Below are 18503 nucleotides of genomic sequence, written 5' to 3' on the forward strand. Positions count from 1 at the left end.
CCCCGGACTGCGACCCACGGGACATCTGCCTAAGGTGCGGATAAATCGCCCAGCGGATCCATCGCCCAGCAGCCCGAGGGACCCACGTGAGCCACTCACCGCCGCCCGGCACGCCCAAGGCCCGCATCCCCGGCCCGCAGCAGCCCCCACCGCCGTACCCGCGCATCGGGGCGGGACTGTGGCGGCGCGTCCTGGGCGGCGGGCTCGCCCTGTGGACGGTAACCGCGGGGGCCTCGTACGCCACACGGAACACCGCACTGCTGCCGACGCCGATCCTGCTCGGCAGCTTCCTCGTACCGGTCGTCTTCGTACTGTGGGCCTACGAGCGGCACGGCCGTGACCTGGGCGTCAGCGCCATCCTCGGCTGCTTCCTGGCCGGTGGCACGCTCGGCGTGCCCGGCGCCGCACAGATGGAGTCGTACCTGCTGCGCCCCTCCCCCGGGACGCTCCTCGGCGTCGGTCTGATCGAGGAGGCGGCCAAGCTGGGGGCGCTGGTGTTCGTACTCCGCCGGCAGCCGGGCATCCGCGGGACGCGGGCCGGTCTGGTGCTCGGCGCGGCCGTGGGCTTCGGCTTCGCGGCACTGGAGAGTGCCGGGTACGCCTACGGCGCGGCGGTCTCGAGCGAGGGCGTCGGCCTGCGCACGCTGCTGGAGAGGGAGCTGCTGCGCGGGGTACTCGCGCCTCTCGGACACGGCCTGTGGACGGCGATCGCGGGCAGTGCGCTGCTGTCGCTGCGCCGGCCGAACGGGCGCTTCCGGTACGCCCCGCCCGTGATCGCCGCCTACATGGGCGCCTCCCTGCTGCACACCCTGTGGGACGCCACGCACGGCATCGCGGTCTGGCTGGTGGCCCGCCTGGCCGGCACCGGCCTGCGCCTCCCGCTGTTCGCGCAGGGGTACCCGAGCCGGCCGGGCGCGGAACAGGAGCACCTGTTGACGCTGTTCTCGGTCGGCGGCATGGCCCTGGTCGCCCTGGCCGGGATCGGCTGGGTGCGGGCGCTGGCGCGCCGGGGCACCCCTTGGAGGAATACCCCCTAGGGGTATACTGTGGAGAGCGTGGGGTTCCCTGACGGGCCCCCACCGGCCCAAGAAGCACCGACGAGGAGAACGACATGAGCACCCAGACCGACACCCCGGGCTCCGTCACCGCCGTCTACCAGGTGACCGGCATGAGCTGCGGCCACTGCGAGGGCTCGGTCTCCGGCGAGATCTCCCAGATCCCCGGCGTCAGCTCGGTGAAGGCCGTCGCGTCGACCGGCGAGGTGACCGTCGTCTCCGAGGCCCCGCTGGACGACGACGCCGTGCGCGCCGCCGTCGACGAGGCCGGCTTCGAGCTGGCCGGCAAGGCCTGAGAAAGTACGCTCCGTTTCCCCGACCGGGCGGTGCCGGCCAGCTGATACTGGATCCGTACGGCCCGGTCCGAAGTCTGGAGTCCGGCACATGACCAGCACCACCGCAGGGACAGCCATAGCCACGGGTACGGCCTCCGAGGCCGAGCTGCTCATCGGCGGAATGACCTGCGCCTCCTGCGCCGCCCGGGTGGAGAAGAAGCTCAACCGGATGGAGGGCGTGAGCGCCACCGTCAACTTCGCCACCGAGAAGGCGAAGGTCACCTACGCCGAGGGCGTCCAGGTCGCCGACCTGATCGCCACCGTGGTGAAGACGGGGTACACCGCCGAGGAACCCCCGCCACCACAGCCCGCGCCCGAGGCGGCCCCGGAGACGCCCGGGCCGGACCTCGAACTCGGCGCCGTGCGACACCGACTGCTCGTCTCCGCACTGCTCGCCGCGCCCGTGGTCCTGCTCGCGATGGTCCCCGCGCTGCAGTTCGACAACTGGCAGTGGCTCTCGCTCACGCTCGCGGCGCCCGTCGTCGTCTGGGGTGGCGCCCCCTTCCACCGGGCCGCCTGGACCAACGCCCGGCACGGCGCCGCCACCATGGACACCCTCGTCTCGGTCGGCACGCTGGCCGCGTTCGGCTGGTCGCTGTGGGCGCTGTTCTTCGGTGACGCGGGCATGCCCGGCATGCACGACGAGTTCCGCCTCACCGTGTCGCGGATGGACGGCGCGTCCACCATCTACCTGGAGGTCGCCGCCGGGGTCGTCGCGCTGATCCTGCTGGGCCGCTATCTGGAGGCCCGCTCCAGGCGGAGCGCCGGGGCCGCCCTGAAGGCGCTGATGGAGCTGGGCGCTAAGGACGTCGCGGTACTGCGGGACGGACGCGAGGTGCGGGTCCCGGTGGGCTCCCTCGGGGCCGGCGACCGGTTCGTCGTACGGCCCGGCGAGAAGATCGCGACCGACGGCACCGTCGTGGAGGGCGTCTCCGCGGTGGACGCGTCCATGCTCACCGGCGAGTCGGTGCCGGTGGACGTCGGCCCGGGCGACCGGGTCACCGGCGCCACGGTCAACGCGGGCGGCCGGCTGGTCGTCGAGGCCACCCGGGTCGGCGCCGACACCCAGCTCGCCCGGATGGCCAGGCTCGTGGAGGACGCGCAGAACGGCAAGGCCGAGGTGCAACGGCTCGCCGACCGCGTCTCCGCCGTGTTCGTGCCCGTGGTCATCCTCCTCGCGCTCGGTACGTTCGGCGTCTGGCTGGGCGTCACCGGGGACCCGGTCGCCGCGTTCACGGCCGCCGTCGCCGTACTGATCATCGCCTGCCCCTGCGCCCTGGGCCTCGCCACGCCGACCGCGCTGATGGTCGGCACCGGCCGCGGCGCCCAGCTCGGCATCCTCATCAAGGGCCCCGAGGTGCTGGAGTCCACGCGCCGCGTCGACACGGTCGTCCTCGACAAGACCGGCACCGTCACCACCGGCCGGATGACCCTCCAGGCGGTGTACGTCGCCGAGGACGAGGACGAGAAGGAGCTGCTGCGCCTCGCGGGCGCCCTGGAGCACGCCTCCGAGCACCCGGTCGCCCGCGCGATCGCCGCCGGCGCCGAGGAGCGCGCCGGCGCCCTGCCGGCGGTCGCACACTTCGAGAACGTCCCAGGGCGAGGCGTACGCGGGCGCGTGGACGGCCGCGAGGTGGCCGTGGGGCGCCTGTACGACGACCTCCCGCCGGAGCTGGCCCGCGCGGCCCGGGAAGCCGAACGGCAGGGCCGCACGGCCGTCGTGGCCGGCTGGGACGGCCGGGCCCGCGGAGTCCTCGCCGTCGCCGACGCGGTCAAGGAGACCAGCGCCGAGGCGGTGCGCGAGCTGCGCGCCCTCGGGCTCACGCCGGTACTGCTCACCGGGGACAACCGCACCGTCGCCGAGGCGGTCGCCGAGGCCGTCGGCATCGACGAGGTGATCGCCGAGGTGCTCCCCGAGGACAAGGTGGACGTCGTACGACGGCTGCAGCGCGAGGGGCGGGCCGTGGCGATGGTCGGCGACGGCGTCAACGACGCGGCCGCGCTGGCCACCGCCGACCTGGGTCTCGCCATGGGCACCGGCACGGACGCGGCGATCGAGGCCGGCGATCTGACCCTGGTGCGCGGGGACCTGCGCGTGGCCGCGGACGCGATCCGGCTCTCCCGGCGCACCCTCGCCACCATCAAGGGCAACCTCGTGTGGGCCTTCGGCTACAACGTGGCCGCGCTGCCCCTGGCCGCCGCGGGCCTGCTGAACCCGATGATCGCGGGCGCCGCGATGGCCTTCTCCTCGGTGTTCGTGGTGACCAACAGCCTGCGGCTGCGGACCTTCCGGTGAGGCCGCCCCGCACCGCCGGGGATTCGGGGGGATCGAAGTAGGAGTCCCCCTGGAGTCCGGCGCGCGCCTCACATAAGCTCTTCACAAGGCTCGCGCATCATCCTTACGCTTGGGTCCCGATCGTCGTATCGGGGCTCTTGCGCACCTATAGGACATATGCAAGAGACGCAGATCACAGTGATGCGAACGTAACCATCGAAGGGGTTCGAAGGTCTAAGTTGGCGATGTCAGACCAGCGTCTTGGGGGGCGCTGACTGGCATCTGGGGATGTCTTGGGGGACTTCCTCAGAGATGCGTTGCCGGGGCACGTACACCGGGAAGCTTTGAGCGGCCCTCCCTGCGTGCGTTGTCCCGGCAGATCGCACCACATCACTGGAGTCCGACGAGTTCTGCTCGTTGTGCTCAGACAGCGAATTCAGGCGCTGTCCTCTCCGAGCGCCCGGCCGGATCCCGTGGGGGGAATCCGCACCGGGACATGGGAAGGCGCCCTGGTCGTCGGCCCGTGGGGGGACCGGCGTCAGGGCGCCTTCCGCTTTTCGCTTGTCACCGGTGGTTCACGGGCCTGCCGGTCCGGCAGGCCCACCCGTCCGGTGTGTTCAGCGCTCCTCGACCGGAACGAAGTCCCGCTCCACCACACCGGTGTAGATCTGGCGCGGGCGGCCGATGCGGGAGCCCGGCTCCTTGATCATCTCGGTCCACTGGGCGATCCAGCCCGGCAGCCGGCCGAGGGCGAACAGGACCGTGAACATCTCGGTCGGGAAGCCCATGGCCCGGTAGATCAGACCGGTGTAGAAGTCCACGTTCGGGTACAGCTTGCGCTCGACGAAGTAGTCGTCGGACAGCGCGTGCTCCTCCAGCTTCAGGGCGATGTCCAGCAGCTCGTCGGACTTGCCGAGGGCGGAGAGCACGTCGTGCGCGGCGGCCTTGATGATCTTGGCGCGGGGGTCGAAGTTCTTGTAGACCCGGTGGCCGAAGCCCATCAGACGGACGCCGTCCTCCTTGTTCTTCACCTTCCGGATGAAGGTGTCGACGTCGGAGCCGGAGTCACGGATGCCCTCGAGCATCTCGAGCACGGACTGGTTGGCGCCACCGTGCAGCGGGCCCCACAGCGCGCTGATGCCGGCCGAGATCGAAGCGAACATGTTGGCCTGCGAGGAGCCGACCAGACGGACCGTGGAGGTCGAACAGTTCTGCTCGTGGTCGGCGTGCAGGATCAGCAGCTTGTCGAGCGCGGAGACGACGACCGGGTCCAGCTCGTACTCGTCCGCCGGGACCGAGAAGGTCATGCGCAGGAAGTTCTCGACGTAGCCGAGGTCGTTGCGCGGGTAGACGAACGGGTGGCCGATCGACTTCTTGTACGCATAGGCCGCGATCGTCGGGAGCTTCGCGAGCAGGCGGATCGTGGAGAGGTCGCGCTGGTTCTCGTCGAACGGGTTGTGGCTGTCCTGGTAGAAGGTGGACAGCGCCGAGACGACCGACGACAGCATGGCCATCGGGTGCGCGTCGCGCGGGAAGCCCCTGTAGAAGTTCTTGACGTCCTCGTGCAGGAGGGTGTGCCGCGTGATGTCGTTCTTGAACGTCGTCAGCTCGTCGACGGTGGGCAGCTCACCGTTGATCAGCAGGTACGCCACCTCGAGGAAGGTGGAGCGCTCGGCCAGCTGCTCGATGGGGTAACCGCGGTAGCGGAGGATGCCCGACTCGCCGTCGAGGTAGGTGACCGCGGATTTATAGGCGGCCGTGTTGCCGTATCCGCTGTCCAGGGTCACCAGACCGGTCTGGGCGCGGAGCTTCCCGATGTCGAAGCCCTTGTCGCCGACGGTGCTGTCGACCACCGGGTAGGTGTACTCGCCGTCGCCGTACCGCAGTACTACAGAGTTGTCGCTCACGTCTTCCCTCACCGACGTAGTGCCTCATCTTCGAGGTGCCCTGACTGTCTCTACCATCCCCCATTTGGCTCAGGAGAGTGCACTCGGGGTCGACCATTGGGCCTATTGACGGCACTCAGTGCCGCCAACCTGCTCATCCTGCCCCCTCCGCCCGGCATCTGGAAGTGCTCTGTGACCTTTGCGACTCGTTTGATCGATCATTTTTTGTGATGCCGGTCGCCGCCCCTGGTCGGAGGCGGTCGTCAGGCCGATCGGGAACCGCGGAGCCTGAAGTCCAGCGCCGTCCAGCGCCGTCCCGCGGACACCGTGCGCACCGCCTGCCCGATCGCCTTGCGTGAACCGACGAGGACGACGAGTCGTTTCGCCCGTGTCACCGCCGTGTACAGCAGGTTCCGCTGGAGCATCATCCATGCTCCGGTGGTGACGGGAATCACCACGGCGGGATATTCGCTCCCCTGCGAGCGATGGATGGTCACCGCGTACGCGTGTGCCAGCTCGTCCAGTTCGTCGAATTCATACGGAACCTCCTCGTCCTCGTCCGTCAGCACCGTCAGACGCTGGTCGACCGGATCGAGCGAGGTGACCACGCCCACGGTGCCGTTGAAGACGCCGTTCTTCCCTTTCTCGTAATTGTTACGAATCTGGGTGACCTTGTCGCCGACGCGGAAGACCCTGCCGCCGAACCGCTTCTCCGGCAGGTCCGGCCGGCCGGGCGTGATGGCCTGCTGGAGCAGGCCGTTGAGGTTGCCCGCGCCGGCCGGCCCTCGGTGCATCGGCGCGAGCACCTGCACGTCCCGCCGAGGGTCGAGCCCGAACCTGGCCGGAATGCGCCGGGCGGCCACGTCCACGGTGAGCCGCCCGGCCTCCTCCGTGTCGTCCTCGACGAAGAGAAAGAAGTCCTTGAGCCCGTCGGTGAGCGGATGCTGCCCGGCGTTGATCCGGTGCGCGTTGGTGACGACGCCCGACTGCTGCGCCTGCCGGAAGACGCGGGTGAGCCGGACGGCGGGGACGGGACTGTCCTCGGCGAGCAGGTCCCGCAGTACCTCGCCCGCACCCACGCTGGGCAACTGGTCGACGTCCCCCACGAACAGCAGATGCGCCCCCGGCGGCACCGCCTTCACCAGTTTGTTGGCGAGCAGCAGATCCAGCATCGACGCCTCGTCCACGACCACCAGGTCGGCATCCAGCGGGCGGTCCTTGTCGTAGGCCGCGTCACCGCCGGGCTTCAGCTCCAGCAGCCGGTGGACGGTGGACGCCTCGGCGCCGGTCAGCTCCGACAGCCGCTTGGCCGCACGGCCGGTCGGGGCGGCGAGCAGCACCTTGGCCCGCTTGGCCCGGGCCAGCTCCACGATCGAGCGGACCGTGAAGGACTTGCCGCAACCGGGCCCGCCGGTCAGCACGGCGACCTTCTCGCTCAGCGCGAGCTTCACCGCCGCCTCCTGCTCGGGGGCGAGATCGGCGCCGGTGTGCGATCTCAGCCAGCCGAGGGCCTTGTCCCAGTCCACGTCCCAGAAGGCCGGCATCCGGTCGTCGCCGGTGCGCAGCAGACGCAGCAGCTGGGAGGAGAGGGACAGCTCCGCACGGTGGAAGGGCACGAGATACACGGCGGTCACGGGCTCCGAGCCACCGCCGTCCGGCCCGGGCACCTTCTCCCGGACGACCCCGGGATCCGTCCCGTCCTCCGGGGGCCGGGCCAGCTGCCCGAGACACTCGATGACGAGCCCGGTGTCGACCTGGAGGAGCTTGACGGCATCCGCGATCAACCGCTCCTCCGGCAGGAAGCAGTGCCCCTGGTCGGCGGACTGGGACAGCGCGTACTGCAGGCCCGCCTTCACCCGCTCCGGGCTGTCGTGCGGGATGCCGACGGACTGGGCGATCTTGTCGGCGGTGAGGAAGCCGATGCCCCAGACGTCGGCGGCCAGCCGGTACGGCTGCTCTTTCACGACCGAGATGGAGGCGTCGCCGTACTTCTTGTAGATGCGCACGGCGATGGACGTCGACACCTCGACGGTCTGGAGGAAGAGCATGACCTCCTTGATCGCCTTCTGCTCCTCCCAGGCGTCGGCGATCTTCTTGGTCCGCTTCGGACCGAGGCCGGGCACCTCGATGAGCCGCTTGGGCTCCTCCTCGATGATCCTGAGTGTGTCCAGCCCGAAGTGCTGGGTGATGCGGTCGGCGAAGACCGGTCCGATGCCCTTGACCAGGCCGGAGCCGAGGTAACGGCGGATGCCCTGGACGGTGGCGGGCAGGAGCGTCGTGTAGTTCTCGACGTGGAACTGCTTGCCGTACTGCGGATGCGACCCCCAGCGGCCCTCCATCCGCAGGGACTCCCCCACCTGGGCACCGAGCAGCGCGCCGACCACCGTGAGGAGGTCTCCGGCGCCTCTTCCGGTGTCGACCCGGGCGACCGTGTAGCCGTTCTCCTCATTGGCGTACGTGACGCGCTCCAGCACGCCTTCGAGCGTGGCGAGCCGCCGCTCGGCCGTGGGGTTCCCCGCCTGTTGAGCCATGCTCCGACGGTACCGGGAGGGTGTGACAGAGGGCGCTGTTACTGTGCGTGCTCATGACGGACACCAACAGCACAGGCTCCGCCGGGGAGTTCTACACCCGCCTCGCGGCTGCCGCCACGGGCACTCCGTACCGGATGTGCCCGGCGGAGCGGGGCTGGGAACTGACCGTGGACGTGAACGCCCCGCAGTCGCAGGACCTCTTGTCCCGTCGCCGCGTCAGCCAGGTGCACACCTACCGCATCGCGGTGCAACCGAAGGAGAGGGTCTTCTCCATCACGGATGTCGTCCGCACCGTCGAGTACGAGGTGGGCCTGAGTGGTGTGCGGCTGGGCAGGACGGTCTCCGTCGGCCGGAGCGTGTCCTTCACATCGCAGCGGAACCTGGACGGCTCCGGCCAGTACACCTTCTCGTCCGCCGAGGGCCATCGTCTGATCCGGGGCGTGGCCGCGGAGCTGGGCTGGCGGGAGATCCGCCCCACCAGCGTGAAGATCGCCATAGCCTTCGGAGTCTTCGGCGGCCTGACGGCCCTGGCCACCCTGATCACCCTGGCCGCGGTCTTCTGGCTCTGACGAGTGATGGGCAGTTCTGTTCTCTCAGGGGAGTCGACGGATGTACGACTACGATCTCCTGGTCGTGGGTTCGGCCAACGCCGACCTGGTGATCGACGTCGAGCGGCGGCCGGCCGCCGGCGAGACGGTGCTCGGCGGTGACCTGGCCGTACACCCGGGCGGCAAGGGCGCCAACCAGGCGGTCGCCGCCGCCCGCCTCGGGGCGCGTACGGCCCTGCTGGCGCGGGTCGGCGACGACGGGCACGGCCGGCTGCTGCTCGACTCCCTGCGCGCGGCCGGGACCGACACGGTGGGCGTGCTGGTGGGCGGGGCGCCGACGGGCGTCGCGCTGATCACGGTCGATCCCCGCGGGGACAACAGCATCGTGGTGTCGCCGGGCGCGAACGGCCGGCTGACGCCGCAGGACGTCCGGTCGGCGAGCCGCCTCTTCCACGCCTCCCGGGTGGTCTCGGCGCAGCTGGAGATCCCGCTGGAGACGGTCGTGGAGGTCGTACGGAAGCTGGCTCCCGGCAGCCGTTTCGTGCTGAACCCGTCGCCGCCGCGTCCACTGCCGTCCGAGGTGCTGGCGGCCTGCGACCCGCTGATCGTCAACGAGCACGAGGCGCGGATGATTCTGGGGGACGCCTGCGTGGGCGGGGACCCGGAGGACTGGGCGCGGCTGCTGCCCGCCCGGGGCCCGCGCTCGGTGGTGGTGACGCTGGGCGCGGAAGGCGCGCTGGTGTGCGACGGTTCGGGCGTGGCGCGGGTGCCGTCGGTGAAGGTGGACGCGGTGGACACCACGGGCGCCGGTGACGCGTTCACGGCGGCGCTGGCGTGGCGGCTGGGGACGGGGGTGCCCCTTCGGGAGGCGGCGGCCTACGCGGCCCGGGTCGGGGCGGCGGCCGTGACGAAGCGGGGGGCGCAGGAGTCGTACCCGACGGCCGAAGAGGTCGCGGCGCTGTGAAGAAGGGGGTTGGGGGTTGCACGGGCTCCCGCGCTCTTTCCCTAGCGGATCACATGCTCCACGAAGCGTGCCGCCGTCTCCGCCAGTACCTCCCGGCCGTCCCGCGCCCACAGCCCCTCGTTGAAGAGTTCGACCTCGATCGGGCCCGTGTAGCCGGCTTGCTCCACGTATGCCTTCCACTTACGCATGTCGATCGAGCCGTCCCCGATCTGGCCGCGGCCGTTGAGGACGCCCTCGGGGAGGGGGGTGGTCCAGTCGGCGAGCTGGAAGGTGTGGATGCGGCCCGCCGCGCCCGCGCGGGCGATCTGGGCGGGGGCCTGGTCGTCCCACCAGATGTGGTACGTGTCCACGGTCACCCCGACCTGGTGCGCGGGGAAGCGTTCGGCGAGGTCCAGGGCCTGGGCCAGGGTGGAGACCACGCAGCGGTCGGACGCGTACATGGGGTGCAGGGGCTCGATGGCCAGGCGGACTCCGTGTGCCTCGGCGTAGGGGGCCAGTTCGGTCAGGGCGTCGGCGATGCGCTCCCGGGCGGCCCGCAGGTCCTTCGCACCGGGCGGGAGGCCTCCCGAGACCAGGACCAGGGTGTCCGTGCCGAGCGTGGCCGCCTCCTCGACCGCACGGCGGTTGTCGGCCAGGGCTGCCGCCCGCTCCTCCGGGTCGATCGCCGTGAGGAAGCCGCCCCGGCACAGGGTCGTCACCGTCAGGCCCGCGTCGCGGACCAGTTCGGCTGTCTTCTCCACCCCGTACGACTGGACCGGCTCACGCCACAGGCCCACGGCTGGTACACCCAACTGCACGCAGGCATCTACCAGTTCGGGCATGGACAGCTGTTTCACCGTCACCTGGTTGATGGCGAGGCGTTCGAGTCCGGTGCCGGTCATCGGTTCACCCCGTACAGCGACAGCAGGGTCTTCATGCGTTCCTCGGCGACCTTGGGGTCCGGGAACAGGCCGAGCCCGTCGGCGAGTTCGTAGGCGCGGGCGAGGTGCGGGAGGGAGCGGGCCGACTGAAGGCCGCCGACCATCGTGAAGTGCGACTGGTGGCCCGCGAGCCAGGCGAGGAGGACGACGCCCGTCTTGTAGTAGCGGGTGGGTGCCTGGAAGAGGTGGCGGGAGAGGCCGACCGTGGGATCCAGGAGGGTTCGGAAGCCCGGGACGTCACCGGTGTCGAGGGTCCGTACGGCCTCCGCCGCCAGTGGGCCCAGCGGGTCGAAGATACCGAGCAGGGCGTGGCTGAAACCCTTGTCGTCGCCCGCGATCAGATCCGGGTAGTTGAAGTCGTCGCCCGTGTAGCAGCGGACCCCGTCGGGGAGGCGACGACGCAGGTCGATCTCCCGCCGCGCGTCCAGCAGCGACACCTTGACGCCGTCCACCTTGTCGGGGTGTGCGGCGATGACCTCCAGGAAGGTGCCGGTGGCCGCGTCGAGGTCGCTCGACCCCCAGTAGCCCTCCAGCGCCGGGTCGAACATGGGGCCCAGCCAGTGCAGGATCACCGGCTCGGCGGACTGGCGCAGGAGATGGCCGTAGGTCTCCAGGTAGTCCTCGGGGCCGGAGGCGGTGGAGGCCAGTGCCCGGGACGCCATCAGGATGGCCTGGGCGCCCGACTCCTCGACGACGGCGAGCTGTTCCTCGTAGGCCGCCCTGATCTCGGCCAGGGATCCCCCGGTGAGCTGGTCGGTGCCGACCCCGCAGGCGATGCGGCCGCCGACCGCCTTCGCCTCTGCCGCCGACCGGCGGATCAGTTCGGCCGCGCCCGCCCAGTCCAGGCCCATGCCGCGCTGGGCGGTGTCCATCGCCTCGGCGACACCCAGTCCGTGGGACCACAGGTGGCGGCGGAAGGCGAGGGTGGCGTCCCAGTGGACGGCGGCGGGTGAGTCGGGCGAGACGTCGGCGTACGGGTCGGCGACGACGTGGGCCGCCGAGAAGACGGTGCGGGAGGTGAAGGGGGTGCCGGAGGAGAAGGTCAGCGGTTCGGTGCGCGGCTCGTAGGCGCGCAACGTGCCGTCCGGGGCCGGGAGCTGGATGGTCACAGTGCGATCTCCGGTACGTCGATGCGGCGGCCCTCGGCGGAGGACCGCAGGCCCAGTTCGGCGAGTTGGACGCCCCGGGCGCCGGCGAGCAGGTCCCAGTGGTAGGGGGCGTCGGCGTGGACGTGCTTGAGGAACAACTCCCACTGGGCCTTGAAGCCGTTGTCGAACTCGCCGTTGCCGGGGACCTCCTGCCACTGATCGCGGAAGACCTCGGTGGCGGGGATGTCCGGATCCCACACCGGCTTGGGGGTGGCCGACCGGTGCTGGGCGCGGCAGTTGCGCAGGCCGGCCACGGCCGAGCCCTCGGTGCCGTCGACCTGGAACTCGACGAGTTCGTCCCGGTTGACGCGGACCGTCCAGGAGGAGTTGATCTGGGCGATGGCGCCGCCTTCCAGTTCGAAGATGCCGTAGGCGGCGTCGTCGGCGGTGGCGTCGTAGGGCTTGCCCTGTTCGTCCCAGCGCTGGGGGATGTGGGTGGTGGCCAGGGCCTGGACGGATGTCACGCGGCCGAACAGCTCGTGGAGGACGTATTCCCAGTGCGGGAACATGTCGACGACGATGCCGCCGCCGTCCTCGGCGCGGTAGTTCCAGGAGGGGCGCTGGGCGGCCTGCCAGTCGCCCTCGAAGACCCAGTAGCCGAACTCGCCGCGGACGGAGAGGACGCGGCCGAAGAAGCCGCCGTCGATGAGCCGCTTCAGCTTCAGCAGGCCCGGCAGGAAGATCTTGTCCTGGACGACTCCGTGCTTGACGCCCTTCTCGCGGGCGAGACGGGCGAGTTGGAGGGCGCCGTCGAGACCGGTCGCGGTGGGCTTCTCGGTGTAGATGTGCTTGCCGGAGGCGATGGCCTTCCTGATCGCCTCCTCGCGGGCGGAGGTGACCTGGGAGTCGAAGTAGATGTCGACGGTGGGGTCGGCGAGGACGGCGTCGACATCGGTGGCGACGTGCTCCAGGCCGTGCCGTTCGGCGATCTCCCTCAGGGCGTGCTCGCGGCGGCCGAGCAGGATCGGCTCGGGCCAGAGCACGGTGCCGTCGCCGAGGTCGAGGCCGCCCTGTTCGCGCAGGGCGAGGATCGACCGGACCAGGTGCTGGCGGTAGCCCATGCGCCCGGTCACGCCGTTCATGGCGATACGCACCGTCTTCCGTGTCACGTCAGTCCCCTTCGTGGGCGCCAGCGCCCCGTTCAGCAGCAGCGTCGGTAGTGCAGCAAGCGCTTTCTATCTGGTGAGAAGCTAGCCCCTGCCAGTGGTCTGTACAAGACCGTGTCCTCTTCGAGTTGTTCGAGGGGGCGAACAACGGGGGTCCGTGGCTTTAAGGTCTGCTCGACAGCCTCTCGGAACCAGGACCGGGGTCTGGCTGTCTACGAGGGCGTACGGCAAGACGCGCGACCGGAGGACGACAGATGACGGTGACCCTGGCGGACGTGGCGGCCCGCGCCCAGGTCTCCCCCGCGACGGTGTCGCGCGTGCTGAACGGCAACTACCCGGTGGCCGCGTCCACGCGCGAGCGGGTGCTGCGGGCGGTGGACGAGCTGGACTACGTCCTCAACGGTCCCGCGAGCGCGCTCGCCGCCGCCACCTCCGACCTGGTCGGCATCCTCGTCAACGACATCGCCGACCCGTTCTTCGGAATCATGGCGAGCGCCATCCAGGCGGAGATCGGGGGGCCGGGCGGGCGTGCGGGCGGAGAACGTCTGGCGGTCGTCTGCAACACGGGCGGATCACCGGAGCGCGAGCTGACGTACCTGACCCTGCTCCAGCGGCAGCGGGCCGCGGCCGTGGTGCTGACCGGCGGGGCCATGGAGAACGTGCCGCACGCGGCGGCGGTCGCGGCGAAGCTGCGGAAGCTGGCGGAGGCCGGGACCCGGGTGGTGCTGTGCGGGCGTCCACCGGCGCCGGACACCCGGGCCGTCGCCCTCACCTTCGACAACCGCGGTGGTGCCCGGGCGCTGACGGACCACCTCATCGGCCTCGGCCACCGCCGCCTCGGCTACATCGCGGGACCCGAGGAGCGGACGACCACCCGGCACCGCCTGCAGGGCCACCGCGCGGCGCTGGAGGCGGCCGGCCTCGAGGAGGACCCGCGCTGGACGGTGTACGGCCGCTATGACCGCCGGTCCGGTTACGAGGCCACGCTGGAACTGCTGCGCCGCGATCCCGCGCTGACGGCGATCGTGGCCGCGAACGACTCCGTCGCCCTCGGCGCCTGCGCCGCCCTGCGCGAGTCCGGCCTGCGCATCCCCGAGGACGTCTCGGTGGCCGGCTTCGACGACCTGCCGTTCAGCGTCGACGCGGTGCCGTCGCTCACCACGGTGCGCCTGCCGTTGTCGGAGGCGGGGGCGCGGGCGGGGCGTATCGCGATGGGCCGCGAGGAACCGCCGCCCGGGGGGATCGCTTCGGTACGGGGAGAGTTGATGGTGCGGGGCTCCTCCGGAGTGCCGCGGGGGTGAGTGGCCGTTGGGGGTGAGTGGCCCTCGGTGGTCTGGCGGTGGTGCGGGTGGCCGTCGGGTGCGGGTTGGCTGTGGCTGGGCGCGCAGTTCCCCGCACCCCTGGCGTCGGCCATGACGCCGTCGCCGGAAAGGCGCGCCCGTGCTGCCCGCGCCGGACCGTTTAGTGCCGGCCGGCTGTGGCTGGACGCGCAGTTCCCCGCACCCCTGACGTGATCCCCGCGCCGGACCGTCCAGTGCCGGCCGGCTGTGGCTGGACGCGCAGTTCCCCGCACCCCTGACGTGATCCCCGCGCCGGACCGTCCAGTGCCGGTCGGCTGTGACTGGGCGCGCAGTTCCCCGCACCCCTGGCGTCGGCCATGACGCCGTCGCCGGAAAGGCGCGCCCGTGCTGCCCGCGCCGGACCGTCCAGTGCCGGCCGGCTGTGACTGGGCGCGCAGTTCCCCGCGTCCCTGGCGTCGGCCATGGCGCCGTCGCCGGAAAGGCGCGCCCGTGCTGCCCGCGCCGGACCGTCCAGTGCCGGCCGGCTGTGGCTGGGCGCGCAGTTCCCCGCACCCCTGGCGTCGGCCATGGCGCCGTCGCCGGAAAGGCGCGCCCGTGCTGCCCGCGCCGGACCGTCCAGTGCCGGCCGGCTGTGGCTGGACGCGCAGTTCCCCGCACCCCTGGCGTCGGCCATGGCGCCGTCGCCGGAAAGGCGCGCCCGTGCTGCCCGCGCCGGACCGTCCAGTGCCGGTCGGCTGTGACTGGGTGCGCAGTTCCCCGCGTCCCTGGCGTCGGTCATGGCGCCGTCGTCGGAGGGCGTGCCGGTGGCGATCAGGTGTTCTCCTGGGGGCGTTGTCACTAAAGGTGCGGCCTGTGGCCCCGCTCCTGGTGGGGGAACGTCTGGTCCGCGCCCGGCAGCGTCGGCTCAGGCAGCGTTTCCACCTCCTCCTTCGCCTTCTCCAGCTGCTCCGCCGTGTCGTCCGGCAGGCGGGGCGCGCGCGGGCGGGTGTGGGAGAAACGGAAGGCGCTGGTGAAGTCGCCGAAGGTGGCGCGTCGCCAGTCACTGATGTTCGGCTCCTCGACGCCGGTGAAGCACTCCAGGAACCGCAGGGCCGAGGTGTGGTCGAAGGCCTCCGTGGCGACCCAGCCGCCCACGGTCCAGGGGGAGATGATGATCGCGGGAACGCGGAAGCCGCCGCCGACGGGGAGGCCGCCGATGAACTCGTCCTTCGTTCCGGCGCCGGGCGTGGGCGGGGCCACGTGGTCGAACAGGCCGTCGTTCTCGTCGTAGTTGAGGATGAAGGCGGTCTTCCGCCACACCTTCGGGTTGGACGCGATCGCCTCGATCTTCGACGCCACGAAGTCGGCGCCCGCGGCGGGCAGGTAGTCCGGGTGCTCCGACTGGTAGCTGGGCGGCACGATCCAGCTCACCGCGGGGAGACGGTCGCTCCGGGCGTCGTCCTCGAAGGTCCCCTCGGGCTGCGGGCGTATGCCGCGCTCGTAGAGGTCGGTGCCCGGCTGGGCGTTCTTGAAGGTGGCGAACTGCTCCAGCATGTTGCAGCCGTAGTCGTCGTCCTGCTGATACACCTTCCAGCTGATCCCCTCCGCCTGCAGGCGCTCGGCGTAGGTCGTCCAGCGGTACGGCGTCGGGGCCTTGTTGTTGATGACCGGGCCGCCCTGCGTGCCGGCCGGGTCGATGGAGCCGGTCATCCACATCAGCCGGTTGGGCCAGGTGGGGCCGAGCACCGAGCAGAAGTAGTGGTCGCAGATGGTGAAGGCCTCGGCGAGCGCGAACTGGAACGGTATGTCCTCGCGCGTGTAGTAGCCCATGACGTAGGGGCCGTCGACGCCGTCGGCCTTGCGGTGGGCCGGCAGCCACTGGTCCATCCTGCCGCCGTTCCACGCCTCGTGCTGCACCGACCAGGCGTGGCTGGTGGACGGTATGGCCTGGGCGCTGGACGTGTGGGTGTCGAGGTGGAAGGGCAGCAGGTACCCCCTCGGGTTCTGGGCGTCCGGCTGGTAGAAGACGCTGCGCCCGTTGTCGAGCCTCAGCGCGTGCGGGTCGGCGAAGCCGCGTACTCCGGAGAGGGTGCCGAAGTAGTGGTCGAAGGACCGGTTCTCCTGCATCAGCAGGACGATGTGCTCGATGTCGCGCAGTGAGCTGCGCCGGGGCTGTCCGGCGGCGACCGCCTTCTGGACGCTCGGCGGGAGGAGGGAGAGGGCCGCCGCGCCACCCAGCGCGCCGGCGGCCGAACCCAGGAGTCTACGTCGAGTCAACTCGGCCATGGACGCCCCTTCTTGAGTGATCGCGTGGACCGGACCGCGAGCCACATTCCGCCCCGGGGAGGCGAGCGACAGCGGTGGCCGGCGATGAGCATGCGGTCAACGTGCGCCATGAACTTGGCAAAGTCATGACATTTACCGGCCGAATGTCGCCGTCCTGCGACCGGTCCCCACCGGGGTCGCGGTGTCTTCACGCGACGCGAACGACGGCGTACTCTCGGAGGGGATCTCTGACTCAGTCAACTATCCGGGGTCGTGCCATGACCGTCGAGGACATCCGCTCCTTCAACCGCTTCTACACCGGGCTCATCGGCGCCCTCGACTACGGCCGCCACCTGTACGCCCCGTACACCCTCACCGAGTCCCGAGTGCTGTACGAACTCGCGCACGCCCCGCAGCTGGACGCGGCCGACCTGCGGACGGGGCTCGGTCTGGACGCGGGATATCTGAGCCGGATCCTGAACAGGTTCGAGGAGGGCGGGCTGATCGAGCGCGGCCCGTCGGACAGCGACCCACGACGGCGGCGGGTGCGGCTCACCGGGCGTGGGCAGGAGGCGGCCGGACTGCTGGACGAGCGGGCCCGGGAGACGGTCGGGGCGCTGCTCGACACCGTGGCCCCACGGGACCGGACCCGGCTGGCCGAGGCCATGGGGACCATTCGGGACATCCTCGGGGACGGAACGGCCGCGGAGCCCGGCGAGGTCGTGCTGCGTGAGCCGCGCCCCGGTGACCTGGGCTGGATCGTGCAGCGCAACGCCGCCCTGTACGCGGCCGAGTACGGCTGGAACGCCGGCTACGAGGGCCTCGTCGCGCGGGTCGTCGCCGACTTCGCCGAGGACCACGACCCGCATCTGGAGCGGGTGTGGATCGCCGAGCGAGGAGGGTCCCGCGGCTCGGGCGAGGCCGGCAGCGGGCAGGGGCGCCCGGTGGGATGCGTGATGTGCGTACGGGACGACGCGCCGGGCACCGCGCGGCTGCGGCTGCTGCTCGTCGAGCCCGAGGCGCGCGGGCACGGCGTCGGCGACCGGCTGGTGCGGGCCGTCGTCGACTTCGCGCGCGGGGTCGGCTACCGCGACCTGGTGCTGTGGACCAACGACGTGCTCGGCGGGGCCCGCCGTATCTACCAGCGGCACGGTTTCGTCCTCGTCGGCGAGAAACCGCACCGCTCCTTCGGCAAGGATCTCATCGGCCAGGACTGGCGGTTGGAGTTGCATGGACCGGGCGACTGAGGGGTACGTTCCGTGCCCATGAAGCTGGCGTTCTCCACTCTCGGTGTCCCGGGCCTGCCCCTCGCGGAGGTCCTGGCGCTCGCGACCGCACACGGTTATCACGGCGTCGAACTGCGCGCCCACCCGGAGGAACCGGTGCACCCCGGCCTCTCCCCGGCCGAACGCGCCGAGGCCGCAGCCCTGTTCCAGGGTGCCGGGGTCGAGCTGCTGGGCGTCGCCGGGTACGCGCGCGTCGCCGCCCCGGGCGACGACGGTCCCGTACTGGAAGAGATCCGCGGTCTCCTCCGGCTGGCCCATGACCTGGGCGCGCCCTTCGTCCGTGTCTTCCCCGGCGCGGATCCCGGCCGGCCCCGGGAGGAGGCCGACGCCGTCGCCGCCCGGCGGCTCGGTACCGCCGCCGAGGACGCGGCGGCGCTCGGCGTCCGCATCCTGCTGGAGACCCACGACTCGCACCGCACCGGCGCCGACGTCATCCGCGTCCTCGGCCCGGTCGGACACCGGCAGGTGGGCGCGCTGTGGGACGTGATGCACACCTGGCTGGGCGGTGAGCAGCCCTCGGAGACATACGCCGCCCTCGCCCCGCACCTGGGGTATGTGCAGGTCAAGGACATCTCGTCGGCCGACGACACCACCCCGCGACCGCTCGGTGCGGGCGTGCTGCCGCTCACCGAGTGCGTGGAGGTCCTCTCCCGGCACGGCTGGGACGGCTGGCTGTGCTGGGAGTACGAGAAGCGGTGGTACGAGGCCGCCGCCCCGCTTCCCGAGCTGCTCGGCGCGGGCCGCGACCACCTCGTACGGCTGCTGGGCGAGGCGGCGTAGGCGCTCCGCCGGGAGGCCCGCGACCGCGACATGAGGCACCGCGTCGTGCCGTCCGTCGTCTGCCGGCGGTATGCGGCCGGTCGCACGCCCCACACCTCTGGGGGCGCCGCGCCATCCCCTGGCC

General features: G+C 71.3%; 14 protein-coding genes. 8 read left to right on the forward strand and 6 right to left on the reverse strand.

Annotation, left to right across the window (positions count from 1 at the left end; all coding sequences use genetic code 11):
• Positions 1 to 86: 86 nt before the first annotated feature.
• The 3 genes from AC07C1_RS18515 to AC07C1_RS18525 all read left to right on the forward strand — a co-directional run bounded on the left by AC07C1_RS18515 (position 87) and on the right by AC07C1_RS18525 (position 3686).
• On the forward strand, positions 87 to 1037 hold the full coding sequence (locus AC07C1_RS18515) for a PrsW family intramembrane metalloprotease (protein WP_478940196.1): 951 nt from the start codon (positions 87 to 89) through the stop codon (positions 1035 to 1037).
• Positions 1038 to 1111: 74 nt separating this feature from the next.
• A complete protein-coding gene (locus tag AC07C1_RS18520) occupies positions 1112 to 1351 on the forward strand; it encodes a heavy-metal-associated domain-containing protein (RefSeq protein WP_478940198.1) in 240 nt (79 codons plus the stop codon).
• A gap of 88 nt (positions 1352 to 1439) precedes the next feature.
• Positions 1440 to 3686 (forward strand): heavy metal translocating P-type ATPase, encoded by a 2247-nt coding sequence (locus AC07C1_RS18525; protein ID WP_478940200.1) that lies wholly within the window; start codon positions 1440 to 1442, stop codon positions 3684 to 3686.
• 596 nt (positions 3687 to 4282) lie between these two features.
• Here the strand turns inward: AC07C1_RS18525 and AC07C1_RS18530 are convergent.
• Positions 4283 to 5572, reverse strand: a complete 1290-nt coding sequence (locus AC07C1_RS18530) for a citrate synthase (protein WP_478940202.1) — start codon at positions 5570 to 5572, stop codon at positions 4283 to 4285.
• 242 nt (positions 5573 to 5814) lie between these two features.
• Positions 5815 to 8082 (reverse strand): SF1B family DNA helicase RecD2, encoded by a 2268-nt coding sequence (recD2, locus tag AC07C1_RS18535; protein ID WP_478940204.1) that lies wholly within the window; start codon positions 8080 to 8082, stop codon positions 5815 to 5817.
• Positions 8083 to 8135: 53 nt separating this feature from the next.
• Here recD2 and AC07C1_RS18540 point away from each other — a divergent pair, with 53 nt between their 5' ends.
• Together AC07C1_RS18540 and AC07C1_RS18545 are read left to right on the forward strand one after the other, a co-directional pair.
• Positions 8136 to 8651: a hypothetical protein gene (locus AC07C1_RS18540; protein ID WP_478940206.1), complete on the forward strand. Its 516-nt coding sequence runs from the start codon at positions 8136 to 8138 to the stop codon at positions 8649 to 8651.
• A gap of 40 nt (positions 8652 to 8691) precedes the next feature.
• Positions 8692 to 9594: a ribokinase gene (locus tag AC07C1_RS18545; protein WP_478940208.1), complete on the forward strand. Its 903-nt coding sequence runs from the start codon at positions 8692 to 8694 to the stop codon at positions 9592 to 9594.
• A gap of 41 nt (positions 9595 to 9635) precedes the next feature.
• Here AC07C1_RS18545 and AC07C1_RS18550 read toward each other — a convergent pair whose 3' ends face one another.
• Genes AC07C1_RS18550 through AC07C1_RS18560 form a run of 3 tightly spaced genes read right to left on the reverse strand, consistent with a single transcriptional unit; the run spans position 9636 to position 12771 of the window.
• Complete coding sequence (locus AC07C1_RS18550; RefSeq protein ID WP_478940210.1) at positions 9636 to 10475, reverse strand: sugar phosphate isomerase/epimerase family protein; 840 nt, start codon at positions 10473 to 10475, stop codon at positions 9636 to 9638.
• On the reverse strand, positions 10472 to 11623 hold the full coding sequence (locus tag AC07C1_RS18555) for a dihydrodipicolinate synthase family protein (protein WP_478940212.1): 1152 nt from the start codon (positions 11621 to 11623) through the stop codon (positions 10472 to 10474). The genes AC07C1_RS18550 and AC07C1_RS18555 overlap by 4 nt, the downstream gene beginning before the upstream one ends.
• Entirely contained in the window at positions 11620 to 12771 is a 1152-nt protein-coding gene (locus AC07C1_RS18560; RefSeq protein WP_478940214.1) for a Gfo/Idh/MocA family protein, read from the reverse strand. Before AC07C1_RS18560 ends, AC07C1_RS18555 begins: the two co-directional genes overlap by 4 nt.
• A 251-nt stretch (positions 12772 to 13022) precedes the next feature.
• On the opposite strand from AC07C1_RS18560, the gene AC07C1_RS18565 reads away from it, so the two are divergent.
• Positions 13023 to 14069, forward strand: coding sequence for a LacI family DNA-binding transcriptional regulator (locus tag AC07C1_RS18565; RefSeq protein ID WP_478940216.1), 1047 nt, complete (start codon positions 13023 to 13025; stop codon positions 14067 to 14069).
• An 837-nt stretch (positions 14070 to 14906) separates the two neighbouring features.
• Here the strand turns inward: AC07C1_RS18565 and AC07C1_RS18570 are convergent.
• Positions 14907 to 16334: an alkaline phosphatase family protein gene (locus tag AC07C1_RS18570; protein ID WP_478940217.1), complete on the reverse strand. Its 1428-nt coding sequence runs from the start codon at positions 16332 to 16334 to the stop codon at positions 14907 to 14909.
• A 257-nt stretch (positions 16335 to 16591) separates the two neighbouring features.
• Between AC07C1_RS18570 and AC07C1_RS18575 the strand changes: the two genes are divergently transcribed.
• Together AC07C1_RS18575 and AC07C1_RS18580 are read left to right on the forward strand one after the other, a co-directional pair.
• Positions 16592 to 17560 (forward strand): bifunctional helix-turn-helix transcriptional regulator/GNAT family N-acetyltransferase, encoded by a 969-nt coding sequence (locus tag AC07C1_RS18575; protein WP_478940219.1) that lies wholly within the window; start codon positions 16592 to 16594, stop codon positions 17558 to 17560.
• Positions 17561 to 17578: 18 nt separating this feature from the next.
• Complete coding sequence (locus AC07C1_RS18580) at positions 17579 to 18379, forward strand: sugar phosphate isomerase/epimerase family protein (protein ID WP_478940425.1); 801 nt, start codon at positions 17579 to 17581, stop codon at positions 18377 to 18379.
• Positions 18380 to 18503 lie beyond the last annotated feature (124 nt).

This window comes from Streptomyces sp. NPDC045022 (assembly GCF_056432605.1).